Source organism: Caldisericia bacterium, from assembly GCA_026414995.1.
In the GTDB taxonomy this organism is placed as follows: Bacteria; Caldisericota; Caldisericia; order B22-G15; family B22-G15; genus JAAYUH01.
Map to the genome: position 1 here is coordinate 1 of JAOAHY010000020.1, position 15437 is coordinate 15437.

The following is a 15437-nucleotide window of genomic DNA, read 5'->3' on the forward strand; positions in this document are numbered from 1 at the left end:
GACACCTTATTACTCTACTAAATCAAATGAAAAAATTATTAGAATGCCTTATTATGAACAAATTGGAGGCTCTTGTGTTTCAACTTCAGCACAGATGTTATTAAAATATAGTGGAGTTGATATAGAACTTTTTGAAATTTTAAAAGAAATTAAATCATCTGATACTGATTTTGGATTGAGTGAGTCTTTGTTTGCAAATAATTTAAGAGAATTTATAAGTAAAGAAATTGGTTTTACAGTTAATAACATACCTTATTTTGGAATTGCACATTTAAAATGGAGAACTTTGTCTGAACTTGATAAGGGACATCCAGTAATTTTAAGTTGGGGAAAGCATGCTGTTGTTGTTTTAGGATACACAAATAATGGTTCTGAAATAATTATTCATGACCCTCAAAATATTTCACCTGCAACAAACGATAATGGAACAATGTATACAGTAAGAAGTTGGGATTGGATTAGAGAAAGACATAAGGTAGCAACAGAAAAATACTTAATTCTTTACCCAGAGGGTACTTTTGCTTCAAGTCATGCTCTTTCTTTAATGTGTCCTGGAAACGATGAACAAAACGCAATGTCAGCAGGAGAGATTGCGTTTTATGTTACAAATCCCAGTACCTTGAAATTAATATCTTTCTATCAATTGCAAATAAAACCATCTAACGAAAAAGATGGATATGTTTGGATAAACAATAATACAAAAAAACAGATAGAATATATTTCTCAAGATGCTGAGATATTAAAATTAAAACTAAATGCATATAATGGGTCAAACAATAAAAGAGATATAGAAATACAAACTGCAATAGAAGAAGAAAAAGATGGGAATCCTGGAAAAAAGATTGCAACTAATGTTCAGAAATTTACAATTAACGAAGCAAATCTTAATAATGCTTCAACTGTTCGATATCAATTTGAATACAAAGTTGAAGATTTAAGAGATTATTCAATTTCTGATAAAGATGGAAAACAAAATATACTTATCCATACAACTCTTTGGGAAGGAAATAGTTTAAAAGATTACTTTATTATTAAAGCAATATTAAATATAGTTCCAAAAGTTTCTTCAATAAACCCAGCAACTGGAAAAGGTGGAGATACTATAACAATAAATGGATTTTCTTTTGGTAAAAATAAAACAACAAAAAGTAAGGTATTAATTGGAAATAAACAGGTTGAAATTACTAGTTGGAGTGACAAAGAAATTAAAATTAAACTTCCTTTAGATATTGAAAGTGGACCTGTTGTTGTTTATACAGGAGAAAAATATGAATATGAATCAAATAAAGATGTTTTATTTAATACTTTGCCAAAATGTGATGGCTTTTCTGAAGTTAGAGGAACAACACCAAGTTGGAGTAATATTGATTGTAAATGGGAAACATATGAAAGGTTAATTCAATTATGTATTCAGTTAAAAGATGGAAAAATAAAAAATGATAGTAATACATGTTACAATTCTTATCAAGATGTTTCAGGGAGTTATGACCAAAATGGAAATGTAAATTTTATTTTCACATGGAAATCACAAGAAACAAATGATAATTATGGTTATATTGTAACAGGAACATTTACAGGAAAGTTTGTAAAAGGATGTATTTTTTATGGAACTGCAAAAGGTAAAGTTAGGGTTTATAATAAGAATCCTACTTATTGTAAACCATATGATATAGAGAAAGAATTTACATCTCCAATGTATGACAAAAACTATAAGCCATAATTAAAATATATTGACTAAAAAAAATTAATAATTATAATAAACTATGCTTTTACAATTATTGTAAACAATATTTTTAATTTTAATTTAAAAGATAATAAAAACAAAAAAGTATTTGGAGGATTTATGGAAGAGATTATTAAGATAGAAAATCTCAAAAAAAGATATTCAAATGGAGTTGAGGCAGTAAAAGGAGTAACATTTTCAATTAATAAAGGAGAAATTTTTGGATTTTTAGGTCCAAATGGAGCAGGAAAAACAACAACTATTAAAGTTATAATAGGACTTTTAAGACCAACATATGGAAAAGTTTTTGTTGATGGTATTGATATTTCAAAAAACCCTAATGGAGTAAGAAATTTAATCGGATATGCATCACAAGAAACAAGTGTTGATGATAACTTAACAGGATGGGAAAATCTCTATATACAGGGAAAACTTTATCACATTCCTTTAAGAGAAATTGAAGAAAGAGGAAAAGAATTACTTAAAATGTTTAATCTTTGGGATAGAAGATTTGATCTTGTTTCAACTTATTCTGGTGGTATGAGAAAAAGATTAGATATATCACTTGCACTTATTCATAGACCAAAAATTCTTTTTCTTGACGAACCAACACTCGGATTAGACATACAAACAAGAGTTTCAATTTGGGAATATATAAGAAAATTGAGATGTGATTTTGGAATGACAATATTTTTAACTACACATTATATGGAAGAGGCAGATGAACTTTGTGATAGAGTTGCAATTATTGATATGGGCGAAATAAAAGCAATTGATAAACCTGGTAAATTAAAAGAGATAATAGGGGGTGATATTATTACTTTTACTTTGAAAGATAGTGAAAATAAAAATTTATTTCTTGAAAAAGTTAAAAATCTTCCAAGTGTATCAAACCTAAAACTTCTTCAAAATGGAATTTATCAAGTAATTGTCTCTCAAAATGGAGATAGATTAATTCCTGAAATATTTAAAATTGCTGGAGAGCAAAAAGTTGAAATTGATTCAGTTAGATTAAAAAGGCCATCCCTTGATGATGTTTATCTTCATTTTACAGGTAAAACTATAAGAGAAAGTGAAGAGAGTAAAGAAGATATAATAAGGAGAAACATCACAATTAGGAGGGCAAGAAGATGAAAACATTTATATCAGATATATTTATTATATGTAAAAGAGAATTGATTAAATTTTTTAGACAAAAAGCAAGAATTTTTGCAACAATATTTCAACCGTTAATTTGGTTAGGTCTTATGGGAAATACAATGAGTAGATTAACTAATAATCCATTTGCTTCACAAATTTTTGGAACTTCAAATTATCTTTCTTTTATGACTCCAGGGATTGTAATAATGACTTCACTATTTGGTGGAATTTTTGGAGGAAGTTCAATTATTTGGGATAGAAGAATAGGATATCTTGATAAACTTTTAACATCACCAATAAATAGAGTTGCAATTCCAGTAGGCAAAGCACTCTCAAGTATGATAGCAGCAAGTCTTCAAAGTAGCATTATACTCTTTATTGCTTATATTTTTGGTGTAAGATACTCAACTGGAATTTTAGGAGTGCTTGTTATTATTTTATTTTGTATGTTATTTACATTTATTTTTGCAGGTCTCTCATTAATTATTGGAACAACACTTAAAACTATTGAAACATTTTTTACAATAATAAACTTTTTTACTCTTCCAATTACTTTTTCAAGCACAGCACTTTTTCCACTTGAAGCAATGCCAAAATGGTTACAATATATAGCAAGAATAAATCCTCTCTCTTATGCTGTTAATCCAATTAGAACTTTAACAATTAAAGGATGGGAATTATCTCCATTAATACAAGGTCTTCTTATTATTCTTCTATTTGATGCTTTTATATTCTCTTTAATGTATCTAACTTATAAAAAATTAACAACTGAATAAATGTTAATTTTGTGCCTGACAACAGATTAACATTTTAAATTTGGGTTAGGTAATAGAGAAACATATAAAATAAATTAGTATTGATGAATATTTTTAAGATATGGTATAATGGAGAAAATTTATATTAATTGAGGAGAGAGTATGCAACATTTTGAGTTAAATTGGATTGAAAAGATGAGATTTGAAGGGGAGACACACTCAAAACACAAAATTACTCTTGATGCAAGCGAAGAGGTTGGTGGAGAAAATAAAGGACCAAGACCAATGGAACTTTTTATAGTTGGGCTTATGGGTTGCACAGCAATGGATGTTATATCAATTCTTACAAAAATGAGAAAAAATGTTAAATCGTTAAAAATTGAAGTTGATGCAGAAAAAGAGGAGAATCATCCTAAAGTTTGGACTCAAATAAATTTAAAATATATATTAAGAGGCGATGATCTTGATGATAAAAGTGTTTCGACTGCTATTGAATTATCGCAAGAAAAATATTGTTCAGCAGCAGCAACTTTCCAAAGAAGTGGAGCAAAAATTAATTATTCTTTTGAAATAATAAAAGAATGAAATATTTTGGAACTGATGGAATAAGAGGAATTGCAAATGAAGATCTTACTCCAGAATTTGCTCTTAAAGTTGGTAAAGCAGCAGGAATTTATTTTAAAGGTGATCTAATAGTTTCTAAAGACCCCAGACTCTCATCAGATTCACTAGAAAGCGCTCTGATTTCTGGGATTTTATCTACTGGAGTAAATGTTTATTCAACTGGTATTTTACCAACTCCTGCCTTGTCCCTCCTTCTTAATATAAATGGTAAAAGTGGCGGTGCTATGATATCTGCTTCTCATAATCCAATAGAATATAATGGAATTAAATTTTTCAACAGAGGCGGAATAAAACTCTCAGAAAAAGAAGAGGAGGAAATTGAAAAATTAATAGATGGAGAGATAATAATTCGAAAAAATTTTGGAAAACATATAAATTTTATAGAAGGAAAACACTTATATATTGGAGAAATTTTAAGAAACAATAAAATAAATTTAAAAGGAATAAAAATTGCGCTTGATCTTGCTTATGGAGCAACAACAACTGTTGCCCCGGTTATTTTTTCCTCTCTTAATGCAGATCTTACTCTATATAATGAAATACCAGATGGAAATAAAATTAATGTAAAATGTGGTTCAACAAATATAGAATATCTTCTCCAAAAAAAGAAGGAGAGAGATTTTCAAGTTGGTTTCTCATATGATGGTGATGGAGATAGAGTTATAGCAGTTGATGAAAAAGGCGATGTTGTTGATGGTGATATGATTATGTTTATTCTTTCTAAATATCTTAAACTTGAAAGTGTTGTTATTACTGTTATGAGTAATTATGGTCTAAAAGTTTTACTCAATAAATATAATATAAAATATTATGAAACCCCTGTTGGAGATAGAAATGTTTTATATAAAATGCTCGAGGTAAACTCACCAATTGGCGGAGAACAATCTGGTCATATAATTTTTCTTCCTCAAAGTAAAACCGGAGACGGAATCATAACATCTCTTCTCCTTTTAAAGGTAATTTTAAATGAAAATAAACCTCTCTCAGAATTAAAAAAAGAATTTATTAAATATCCTCAAATTTTAAAAAATATTGAAGTAAAAGATAAAAATTTAATAATGAATGATGAAATTTTTAAAAAGGAGGTGATGAAATGGAATGAAGCACTAAATGGTAAAGGAAGAGTTTTAGTAAGACCATCAGGTACAGAAAACTTAATTAGAATTATGGTTGAAGGTGAAAAGGAAGAGGAGATTAAGGAGATTGCTTTCTCCTTAGAAAATTCTTTAAAAAAGCGCCTGGCCCAGATTAATAATCTGGGTGACGAGGAAGAGGGTTCCCCTAATTTTTATAATAAGGGGTAAAATCGAACCATTCGGCGGATGCCCTCAAGGATGTTGCCGTCCTTTGAGGTCTTCTTTAAAAACACAGGGTAACCTGTGAACAAAGAGAAGACCAGGCAAAAAGGAGAGATTCATGTGTGGCATAGTTGGATATATAGGTGATAGAGATATTCTCCCACTTATTATAGATGGTTTAAAAAGATTAGAATATAGGGGATATGACTCTGCAGGTATTGCCCTTTGTGGAAAAGATTTTTATCTCGTAAAAACAAAAGGGAGAATATCTCTTCTTGAAGAAAAAATAAAAAATTCATACATAAATGGAAACTATTCTCTTGGAATAGGTCAAACAAGATGGGCAACACATGGACCACCATCAGATATTAATGCTCATCCACACTATGATTGTAAAAAAGAAATTATCGTTGTGCATAATGGAATAATTGAAAATTATGATGAGATAAAAAAGGAATTAATTTCAAAGGGACACATTTTTCAATCAGAAACAGACACTGAAGTTGTTCCACATTTAATTGAAGAGTTCTATAATGGAGATATTTTTGAAGCAACTCTTAAAGCAGTAAAATTTTTAAAAGGTTCTTTTGCATTAGCAATATTTTCACAAAGAGAAAAAGACAAAATTGTTGCGGTAAGAAAAGAATCACCTCTAATTATTGGACTTGGTGAAAATGAAAATTTTCTTGCATCGGATATTCCTGCTCTTCTTCCCTATACAAAAAATGTTGTAATTCTTAAAGATGGCGAAGTTGCTCTTTTAAAAAAAGATTTAATTAAAGTTGTAAATATGGATGGTGAAGAGATTCAAATTCATAAAATGGAAGTTACCTGGTCTCTTGAACAGGCAGAAAAAAAGGGTTACAAACATTTCATGCTAAAAGAAATAATGGAACAAGGAGAAATTTTAAAAGACACTTTAAGAGGAAGAATAAAAAATAATAAAGTTTATCTTTCAGAGATTAAAGATAATGAATTTTTAAAAAGGATAAAAAATATTCATATCGTTGCATGTGGAACAGCATATCATGCTGGTTTAATTGCAAAATATATTTTAACAGATATTCTTGATATACCAATAAAATGTGATGTTGCATCTGAATTTAGATATGAAAATCCGAATATAAATAAGGATTCACTTGTTATACTTGTATCTCAATCAGGCGAGACAGCAGATACAATTGCATCACTTAGACTTTCAAAATCTTTAGGAGCAAAAACTCTTGGCGTTGTAAATGTAAATGGAAGTACAATTTTTAGAGAAAGTGATGAAGTTCTTCAAATTTATGCTGGTCCTGAAATTGCTGTTGCATCAACTAAGGCATATGTTGCACAAATCTTAACTTTACTCCTTTTTTCAATTCATATTGGAAAATTAAGAGGGGTAATTAATGAAGATTTTGAAGATTATATTGTAAAAGAAATAGAAAAAGTGCCAGAACTTGTAAATAGAATTTTGAGTGAGACTAATAAACCAAAAGAGATTGCAGAAAAAATTGTAAATTTAAATAATGCTTTTTATATAGGAAGATTACTTGATTATCCAACTGCGCTAGAAGGTGCATTAAAATTAAAAGAAATTTCTTATCTTCACGCAGAAGGTTATCCAGCAGGAGAATTAAAACATGGACCTCTTGCTCTTATTGAAGAGCAAGTTCCAACTTTCGCAGTTTCAACAGATGAAAGAGTTTTTGAAAAAATGTATTCAAACATAAAAGAGGTTAAAGCAAGAAGAGGTAAAGTTTTTTCAATTGTTAGAGAAGATTTTAATGTAGTAATTGAAGAATCTGATGATTTTATTTTAATTCCAAAAACACATATTTATGTTTCACCAATATTATCAGTTGTACCATTGCAATTAATTGCATATTATACAGCAGATTTAAGAGGGCTTGATGTTGATAAACCAAGAAATTTAGCAAAATCTGTAACTGTTGAGTGAGGTGAGATATGGAAGTTGAGGCGATACTTTTAGGTGGTCAAGATAAGTTAGAAGATTGGGTTAAAGAAGAAGGAGTGCCACATAAGGCACTCCTTCAAATTGGTTCAAAAAAAATGATTGATTGGGTTATTGATTCATTAAGAGATACCCCTCAGATAAAAAAATTAATTCTTATAGGCGATAAGGAAATTTTTAAAGATTATATAAATAAAGTTGATATATTTTTAGAAGATTCACATGATTTTGTTTTTAATTTAATGAAAATTTCTGATGTAGCATCTTTACCTTATTCACTTATTACTCCAATTGATGTACCTTTAATTACTTCAGAAATTTATGAAAAAACACTAAATTATTGTTTTAATTTTTGTCCAGATTGTTATCTTTATGTTTTAGTAAATAATAAAAAAGATGTTGAAGAGAAATATCCTGGAACTAAAAGAACATATTGGAAACTTAAAGGTGGATATTTTAAAATGGGTAATATTTTTTTAATTAGAAGAGAGCTTTATCCAAAAGCAATTGAATTTGGAAAACTTGTTTTTGAAGCAAGAAAATCTGCTTTAAAATTAGCATCACTTTTTCCATTTTGGTTTATTTTTAAGGCTGCTATTCATAAAGCAACATTAAGTGATTGTGAAAAAGTTGTTGTTGATAAAATAAAATTAAAAGGAAGGGCTGTTCCAATTCCTTATCCTGAAATTGCAGTTGACATAGATAAAAAAGAGGATTTAGAGTTTGTAAGAAAATATTTAAAATAATTTTGTTATAATAAATTAGAGGAAATATGTAAGGAGGTTTTTTCATGGCTATTGAGGGGAATATTGAAACTTTTCCTATTGTTGATGTATTAACTTTATTATCAAATTCGGGTAAAACTGGTATTTTATATATACAAGGAAAAAAAGGAATTGAAAATATTAAAGGAGAAATTCATATAATTAAAGGAAAAGTTCATGATGCCTTTTGTGGAAATTTGACTGGAGAAGAAGCTTTTTATGCTTTATTTTTAATAGATGAAGGTTCTTTTTCATTTAAATTAAAAGAAATAGATACAAAACAAAATATAACAAAATCTATTGATGCATTAATGATTGATGCAATTAGAACTGCAGATGAAACAAAAGATCTATATAAAAAAATTCCACCAAGATTTACGATAATTGAGATGAATCCGAACCCTCCTGAAAATAATATTGAATTATCACCTGACGAGTGGCATGTAATGTATCTTTTTATGAATCCAACAAGCATTGAAGATGCAATGAAAAATACTATTTTACCTGAAATTAAAGTTGTTAAAACAATTTATGCTCTTCTTTCAGTTGGACTTCTTAAAAAATCTGATAAATTGATAAATATTCCAGGATATATATACGATAATATTTCTGATTTCATTGACAAAAATATTGGACCAAAAGGTTTATATTATTTAACCTATTATATTCCTAAAGGAATGCAAGATTTAAATTTATTTAAACAGAACATAAAAAAACTAAAACAAGATTTGATATCCATTTCTGATGAATTAAAAGCAGATGAAGTGATAAAATTTATATTAAAATCTCTTAACTTTGAACTATAAAAAGTTAGATATTTTATAAAATCTGTCTTTGGTGTTAGGCATATTTTATTATATTAAATTTTAATTTTATAAGGATAATTTTAAAATATTCTTGAAGGGTGCGGAAGGTCACTCATCTTTTCTTCCAAAGACCTCATCCCTAAAGTCGGGCTCCCCTTGACCCCGCACCCATTTTTATTTTATATTACATTAGGATTTATGTCAATATTAATCCCCATGCTACAATGGTATCTGACACTTTTGAAACATATTAATTTGGTGTCAGACACAAAAGTAACATATTTATTTCCAGTCTTGTGGACCTATAAATCTAATTCTTCCAGTTGCAGGAGTTATATATATTGTTATAACTTTTGGTAATTTATTTCCTCTTGCATCTCTTGTTTTTCCATATAAATTTTTAGAAATTAAATTTATATGTCCTCCTTGAGATGGATTACCCCACTCATTAAAAGAAAAGGAGACAAAATATGAAGTTGGAGATGATTGAGTTCCAAAAACAACAGAATTTGCGCTTCCAAGTCCATCATCAGTTGTAATTCCTTTTGTATATCCAAAAGAATAGGGAAATCCAATTCCTTTGCTAAATTTTCTAACAACAATATTTTGAAACTCACCTGTATTATTTATTATGTAAACTATGCTTTTCCCTTCATTATTTGCCTTTTGAATAGCATTTTCTCTTAATTCAAATACATAAACATTGTTTAGTTCAGGTGTACTTGGATTATAAACATAAAAATTTATTTTTAATTTTTCAAGTTGTGCCCTTGCTCTTTCTTGAACCTCTCTCAAATCGTTAACTAGTTGAAAGGCATCATTTTTTAACCTTTGAGTTGCAATTAAAGTTGGAGATAGAGTGAAAATTCCATAAGATAAAATTGAAATTATTGTTATTGTGGTTATAAGTTCTATTAAAGTATAACCTTTGTTTATTTTAGAATTTAACTTTTTAAACATCTAAAAATCCAAAATATATCAAAAATTTTTATAATTTTATCAAAAAATGAATAAATTTTTAATATGTTTGTTTAAGTTAATTTTTATTTGAATAAATTAATTTTCCATTTTCAAGAATATTTTTAATTAAAGGGTTAAAATATTTTTCATCTTCAAATTCTTTTTTATTAAAAATAATAAAATCAACAGCAACATCTTTTTCAATTTTCTCATATATTATTTTAGACCACTCTTTTCCACTTTTATCTTCTGGCATTATTATAAATAAATCAAGGTCACTAAATAAATTTATATTACCTTTCAAAAAAGAACCAAAAAGATAAACTTCTAAAGCACCTAATTTTTTTAATTCATTTAAAATTTTTTTAAGATTTTTCTCCAAAAGTTTTTTTCTTTTTGATTTTTCTTTATATATAAAATTTAGGATATTCATAACTTAAATCTTTCTCTAACAAAATCAATTATTCTTTTTGCAATAATTGATGCTTCAAGAGCTTCTTCTGGATCATCAAAAAATCTTGAAGGAATTCCTCCTGGAAGTCCATTTGGATATCTTGTGGGAATATAATATCTGTCTAATTTTTTTGCATCTTTATAATTTAAAAAATCTTTATCAAATTCTATCGCTATATTTAAAAGTTCATCTATTGAGTGTGTAAAAAAGTAATGTATTGACTCAGTTTTTAAATATAAATAACCTTTAATTGCCTTTTCTACTGCTTGTTGAAAATGAAAAAGCGCAAGATAAAATTTATTTAATTTTCTTAATTCTTCTGCATCGTTAAATTCATCAATTGCTTGTATAATCCATCTTTTTGCTTCTTCAATTGGTTCTCTTTTCACAAATTAATTATACATTAGTTATTATTTAGGGCCAAACATTCTGAGTGTTCCTGTACCTGGTGCAACAGTTATCTCAACAGATAAATTTTGCCCCTCATTATTTTTTAGAGTTGGAGTTTCAATAATAATTAATATTTCACCAGAATCAGTATTATTAACTTTTTTTGGAACCCCCCACTCATCATACATATAAGTTGCTACTCCTGTTCCATAAGTTGTATTTCCAATTCTTATACTTTTAAAATTTATTCTTGAATCAAGTTTTTTTGAAACAATATTTTCATTTGTTCCACTATCAAATGCTCCTTTTCTTTTTTCAAATCTATATGTTCCATTATTTATATCAAACTCGATTCTTAATCTCTCAAGTTGTGCCCTCGCTCTCTCTTGCACTTCTTTTAAATCATTTAATATTTGCCAAGCATTATTTTTTAATCTTTGTCTAATTATTAATCTTGGTGAAAGATAAAAAACACTACCAGCAATAATTATTAATATTAATATAACTATACTTAACTCAATTAAAGTAAAACCTTTATATTTATTTATTCTCATCAAATTTTATATTATGGCGGATTCGCCATCTCCCTCCATAATCTTCTTGAGAAATATGCTTCTAAAACTTTACCAGCAATAAACTTATCAGATATTGTAAATTCTGTTGGTTGGTCGTTTTGATTTTTTTGCGTTCTAAAGTAAAAAATTGCTGATACATCACTACAACTGTTATTTGTTGCACGGACTCTCCAATAATAAATTGTATCTTGATTTAAAATATTTTGAGATAAAGTAAAAGTTGTGTTTGAACCAACATTTTGACTAAATATAATATTATTGAAATTACCATCAGTTGCTATTTGAATGGTATAAGTGATAGGTGGTGCACCAAATGAATTTTTCCAAACAAAAGTAGGTTTTAAAGAAACACCAGTTATTCCATAATCAGGAGACACAAGAACTGGTGGAGTTGGGCATGGCATATTTAAAAGAGGAAATGAAGGTGGTCTTGTAACAAAAAGGTTGTAATCAAAATTTAACAATTCATATCTATATTCACCAGTATAAGTATCATAAAAAGCAATTGAACCTTGAATTTTAATTTTATTTGGGTTGTTTTTATCAGAAACAATTCCACCACCTGCTAAAATATTTACATCAACTTTCATTGAGTTTGATGAGTTATTAGTTAGATAAACTTTTTTAGGTGTAATAATACCTAACATATCTATGTTGGTTGTATCAGAAGGAAAATTCCAATCATTAATTGATTTTGGATCATCTCTATACCTAACTGGTCCTCCTTCAAAATGAACATCGCCTGTTGCATAAATTGTTAATTTACCATCAAGAAAACCTCCACCTTTAAAATATACATCACCAACAACATACATAACACTTCCTGGATTACTTGATATATTTAAAGATTCCCAACCACCCTTCCCATTAACTCTATATTTTAAAGTATTGTTTTGAACATCTACTTCAATATAACCATTATTTGGTGCAACAACATAATAAGGTGTTCCTTGAGTTTTTGATAATATCTCTTGTTTTGCTTGATTAATTAAAGAATTACTTGCATTAGGATCTGTTAATGGTATAGAGTTATTTGTATATACTAAAAATATTTTATCAACACCTTGCGTGTATTGATTATCACCATTAACATCAATATACCAATTTTTTGCTCTTTCAATACCATCTTGGTCAATTATAGTTTCTATGCTTTTTCTTATTCCAACAGTATTACTACCATTTAATGGAGGGGTTATAGGAAGTTGAGTAGGGTTTTGCGGTGACCAGGTTGAAAAATTTACTATATATTCAATTCCATTATATATAAATTTAAATTTACCTTTATAATCAACATATTTTCTTGCAATAATAACATCATTTGTTGTTCCATAAAAATTAACTCTGTTATTTGTTCTAACTGGTCCATAAATAAATTCAGAAGAAGGAAGTGTTATATCATTATTAGTTGCTATTAAATAATGTGTATAATTTGCTACATAAATTTGAGAAGGTGGATCAGGAGGTGGAGGCAAAGTTTCATCTGGATTCCATCTTACTGTTGTACCTGGAATTCTAAATAATGTAACACTAGGTTCTTGTTCACCAATTATGAATGGTATTTGAAACTCTGCTCTAATTGCTCTTCTTATTGTATTAATTTGATATGAATATCCTGCAGTTTTTAAATTTCCATTTGTTTTATCAACATCAAGAGCATTAACATAAATTTTTTTGTTTATTTGAGGATAAACATTTGATCCGCTACCTTTCAAAGGATATTTTTTATATTCAGCATCTTCTTCTCTTGGCCAAACTAAATCAAAATATGTTTTAATAGTATTATAAACAGAATAAGGTACTTGCTTATTAAAAACATAACTAACAGCAGAAATAATTAATTTTCTTGTTGGATGTACATCAATGTCAGAGGTATAAATTTCTACAACATCAGCAGTTCTTACTAAAATACCCTCATATTGTCCATCTTCAACTGGATAATCTATATCATAAGGAATTATAATTTTATTCTTATTTAATGAGTTATAGTCAATGTTTTCTGTAGTTAATCCACCAAAATCTAAAATTATATTTTGCACTTTCTCTTTAACATAATTAGCCCATATATTATATGAATTTTCTACATCACTTTTTATTTTATTATATATTGCTTCGATACAAGAGGAACAATTTGTTTTAAATGATTCATTTAAGATTCTATTACTATAATCAGATAATTCAATTGAAAATTTTTGACTCAATTTTACTGACCCTAAATCTGGGTTTGTATCAATTGTTATAACATTTCCACTTGCATCTTTTAATTTCTTTTGAACTAAATCAACACTATAAAAATCATAAAAGTATTGACCTTTAGAAATATAATTTGAGAAAGAATTGTTGATTATAGAAATTATTTTTTGTTTATCAACTGAATTTATATTTGAACATTCAGGAACTATAGCATCAAGATTTGTTTTAAGTAAATTAACAATTGGTTCACCTAAATTATTTTCAAATGCTAAATATTCTGCAAGTGTATAAAAGTGATATGATTGAACCATATTAATCATATACTCAAGACCACCATCAGCAACTGTAAATGCTCTTTTTGAACCTGATAAAAGATTTTTTAAATTCAATTGTCTATTTGCACTTATGAATGTAAAACCAACAACTCCTACTAATACCATACTGACTATAAAAACTGTTATCAAAGCAAAACCTTTATTTCCAATTAAATTTCTCATGGCGCACAACCTCCAACAATTAAATTATTTCTTACTGCTATATTTCCTAAATAAATATATTCTTGAGGTTCTCCTCTTAATCTTAGTTTAACATAAGATACTATACAAACTTTAATAAGTTGACCTTGTTTTTTAAAAACAATTTCCTTTATTGTTGGTTCAGTAACAGGATTACCACCAACCCATTGACCTAAATCATCATTCCAAACTTCCCTTATTAGTTGTTTGCAATCTGGAAATATTTTTAAACTATAACTTCCTTGTGTTAAACTATATCTTACATACTCATTTTGATCTGGGTTTTGTGGGTCTCTATGTGAAAAAACTATTGAATTATATGATACATTATCATCCATTGGTTGATTATATATTAGAGGTGTACCGGGTTTATATAAAAAACATGCATCTCTTATCTCTCTTTCCAATCTATCCATACCTGCTCTTAAATTATCAATAAGAGCAGTTCTCATATAATTTTCTTGATTAAATGTTGTGATTTGTGAAAAAACTGGATAAAGACCAGCAAGAATTATTGAAAAAACAGTAATTGCAATTAATAATTCAATTAAGGTAAAACCCTTATGGCTCATGATAAGAAACCTCTGTTGAAGATTTTAACAACCTATCTCTTGTACCTTCTTTCCATTTAATAACTAAATCTATTTTATAAATAGTTTCATAAATATCATCTATTCTTAAAATATCCATAGGATATCTTGTTATATATAAATCAAATGAAAAGGCTCTATAAAAATTTTTAATATTTATTATATTATTATCACTTGTTCTAAATTCAAAGTCAAAATAAAGATTATTTTCATTTATACTTAAATTTTCTTCGTATCTCATTAAAAGTGTAGAACCTTGATAAAATGGATTTGGAACAGGTCTATTTTTAGGCAAACCTTCATACAGTCTTTGTAAATTATTCTTAAATGTTGCGTTTGGATCATTGTATATGATATTTCCATTTGAATCTCTAATTTGATAATAAAATTTTCTGCCTCTTAAATCTTCTAAAATATAGTTTGATAAATTTTCTGCTAAAAGTTCGAGATGGCGGGAGTTTGTTTGTCTATATAAAAATGTGACAGTAGATAGGGTTGCAAAAATTGGAAAAATAAAAATTACTAAGGCAATCATCACCTCAATAAGTGTTAACCCTTTTTTTTGTTTAAAAATCTTAAAAATCGTCATATTAAATTAATTTTAACAAATTATAAAATAAAAATTTTAAATTTTTATTTGAAAACTCAACAAAGATAAGGTGGTTTTTAATAATAAAAAAGGAAATGCAAAATTAA

15 protein-coding genes are annotated in these 15437 nt (G+C 27.7%); 8 read left to right on the forward strand and 7 right to left on the reverse strand.

Translation table 11 applies throughout. The features are described 5' to 3' along the window. The 8 genes from N3D74_06105 to N3D74_06140 form a co-directional block, all read left to right on the forward strand. The coding region (locus tag N3D74_06105) for an IPT/TIG domain-containing protein (GenBank protein ID MCX8095741.1) at positions 1-1720 on the forward strand (1720 nt) is incomplete at its 5' end. Positions 1721-1843: 123 nt separating this feature from the next. After that, on the forward strand, positions 1844-2857 hold the full coding sequence (locus N3D74_06110; GenBank protein MCX8095742.1) for an ATP-binding cassette domain-containing protein: 1014 nt from the start codon (positions 1844-1846) through the stop codon (positions 2855-2857). Beyond that, positions 2854-3639 carry an ABC transporter permease gene (locus N3D74_06115; GenBank protein ID MCX8095743.1) on the forward strand — a complete coding sequence of 262 codons (786 nt, stop codon included), beginning with the start codon at positions 2854-2856 and terminating at the stop codon, positions 3637-3639. The genes N3D74_06110 and N3D74_06115 overlap by 4 nt, the downstream gene beginning before the upstream one ends. 141 nt (positions 3640-3780) lie before the next feature. Then, complete coding sequence (locus tag N3D74_06120; GenBank protein ID MCX8095744.1) at positions 3781-4203, forward strand: OsmC family protein; 423 nt, start codon at positions 3781-3783, stop codon at positions 4201-4203. Next, positions 4200-5546 (forward strand): phosphoglucosamine mutase, encoded by a 1347-nt coding sequence (gene glmM, locus N3D74_06125; GenBank protein MCX8095745.1) that lies wholly within the window; start codon positions 4200-4202, stop codon positions 5544-5546. The genes N3D74_06120 and glmM overlap by 4 nt, the downstream gene beginning before the upstream one ends. A 112-nt stretch (positions 5547-5658) precedes the next feature. Further along, a complete protein-coding gene (gene glmS / locus N3D74_06130; protein ID MCX8095746.1) occupies positions 5659-7482 on the forward strand; it encodes a glutamine--fructose-6-phosphate transaminase (isomerizing) in 1824 nt (607 codons plus the stop codon). A gap of 8 nt (positions 7483-7490) precedes the next feature. After that, positions 7491-8243, forward strand: coding sequence for a hypothetical protein (locus N3D74_06135; protein ID MCX8095747.1), 753 nt, complete (start codon positions 7491-7493; stop codon positions 8241-8243). Positions 8244-8287: 44 nt separating this feature from the next. Further along, entirely contained in the window at positions 8288-9067 is a 780-nt protein-coding gene (locus tag N3D74_06140) for a DUF4388 domain-containing protein (protein MCX8095748.1), read from the forward strand. Positions 9068-9349: 282 nt separating this feature from the next. Here the strand turns inward: N3D74_06140 and N3D74_06145 are convergent, their stop codons facing one another. From N3D74_06145 to N3D74_06175, 7 genes are all read right to left on the reverse strand, one after another. Next, entirely contained in the window at positions 9350-10027 is a 678-nt protein-coding gene (locus N3D74_06145; GenBank protein ID MCX8095749.1) for a prepilin-type N-terminal cleavage/methylation domain-containing protein, read from the reverse strand. 76 nt (positions 10028-10103) lie between these two features. After that, the gene (locus N3D74_06150; protein MCX8095750.1) at positions 10104-10460 is read right to left on the reverse strand and encodes a nucleotidyltransferase domain-containing protein; all 357 of its coding nucleotides are present in this window, start codon (positions 10458-10460) and stop codon (positions 10104-10106) included. Next, on the reverse strand, positions 10457-10870 hold the full coding sequence (locus N3D74_06155) for a HEPN domain-containing protein (GenBank protein ID MCX8095751.1): 414 nt from the start codon (positions 10868-10870) through the stop codon (positions 10457-10459). Before N3D74_06155 ends, N3D74_06150 begins: the two co-directional genes overlap by 4 nt. 21 nt (positions 10871-10891) lie before the next feature. Next, positions 10892-11425: a prepilin-type N-terminal cleavage/methylation domain-containing protein gene (locus tag N3D74_06160; protein ID MCX8095752.1), complete on the reverse strand. Its 534-nt coding sequence runs from the start codon at positions 11423-11425 to the stop codon at positions 10892-10894. A gap of 11 nt (positions 11426-11436) precedes the next feature. Next, positions 11437-14133: a hypothetical protein gene (locus N3D74_06165; protein MCX8095753.1), complete on the reverse strand. Its 2697-nt coding sequence runs from the start codon at positions 14131-14133 to the stop codon at positions 11437-11439. Then, entirely contained in the window at positions 14130-14723 is a 594-nt protein-coding gene (locus N3D74_06170; protein ID MCX8095754.1) for a prepilin-type N-terminal cleavage/methylation domain-containing protein, read from the reverse strand. The genes N3D74_06165 and N3D74_06170 overlap by 4 nt, the downstream gene beginning before the upstream one ends. Further along, on the reverse strand, positions 14713-15330 hold the full coding sequence (locus N3D74_06175; protein MCX8095755.1) for a prepilin-type N-terminal cleavage/methylation domain-containing protein: 618 nt from the start codon (positions 15328-15330) through the stop codon (positions 14713-14715). Before N3D74_06175 ends, N3D74_06170 begins: the two co-directional genes overlap by 11 nt. Between the last annotated feature and the right edge of the window lie 107 nt (positions 15331-15437).

Coding starts and splice junctions, on each gene's coding strand:
- N3D74_06140 (MCX8095748.1), top strand. CDS start 8,288: ATGGCTATTGAGGGGAATATTGAAACTTTTCCTATTGTTGATGTATTA.
- glmM (MCX8095745.1), top strand. CDS start 4,200: ATGAAATATTTTGGAACTGATGGAATAAGAGGAATTGCAAATGAAGAT.
- glmS (MCX8095746.1), top strand. CDS start 5,659: ATGTGTGGCATAGTTGGATATATAGGTGATAGAGATATTCTCCCACTT.
- N3D74_06150 (MCX8095750.1), bottom strand. CDS start 10,460: ATGAATATCCTAAATTTTATATATAAAGAAAAATCAAAAAGAAAAAAA.
- N3D74_06120 (MCX8095744.1), top strand. CDS start 3,781: ATGCAACATTTTGAGTTAAATTGGATTGAAAAGATGAGATTTGAAGGG.
- N3D74_06165 (MCX8095753.1), bottom strand. CDS start 14,133: ATGAGAAATTTAATTGGAAATAAAGGTTTTGCTTTGATAACAGTTTTT.
- N3D74_06170 (MCX8095754.1), bottom strand. CDS start 14,723: ATGAGCCATAAGGGTTTTACCTTAATTGAATTATTAATTGCAATTACT.
- N3D74_06135 (MCX8095747.1), top strand. CDS start 7,491: ATGGAAGTTGAGGCGATACTTTTAGGTGGTCAAGATAAGTTAGAAGAT.
- N3D74_06160 (MCX8095752.1), bottom strand. CDS start 11,425: ATGAGAATAAATAAATATAAAGGTTTTACTTTAATTGAGTTAAGTATA.
- N3D74_06115 (MCX8095743.1), top strand. CDS start 2,854: ATGAAAACATTTATATCAGATATATTTATTATATGTAAAAGAGAATTG.
- N3D74_06145 (MCX8095749.1), bottom strand. CDS start 10,027: ATGTTTAAAAAGTTAAATTCTAAAATAAACAAAGGTTATACTTTAATA.
- N3D74_06175 (MCX8095755.1), bottom strand. CDS start 15,330: ATGACGATTTTTAAGATTTTTAAACAAAAAAAAGGGTTAACACTTATT.
- N3D74_06110 (MCX8095742.1), top strand. CDS start 1,844: ATGGAAGAGATTATTAAGATAGAAAATCTCAAAAAAAGATATTCAAAT.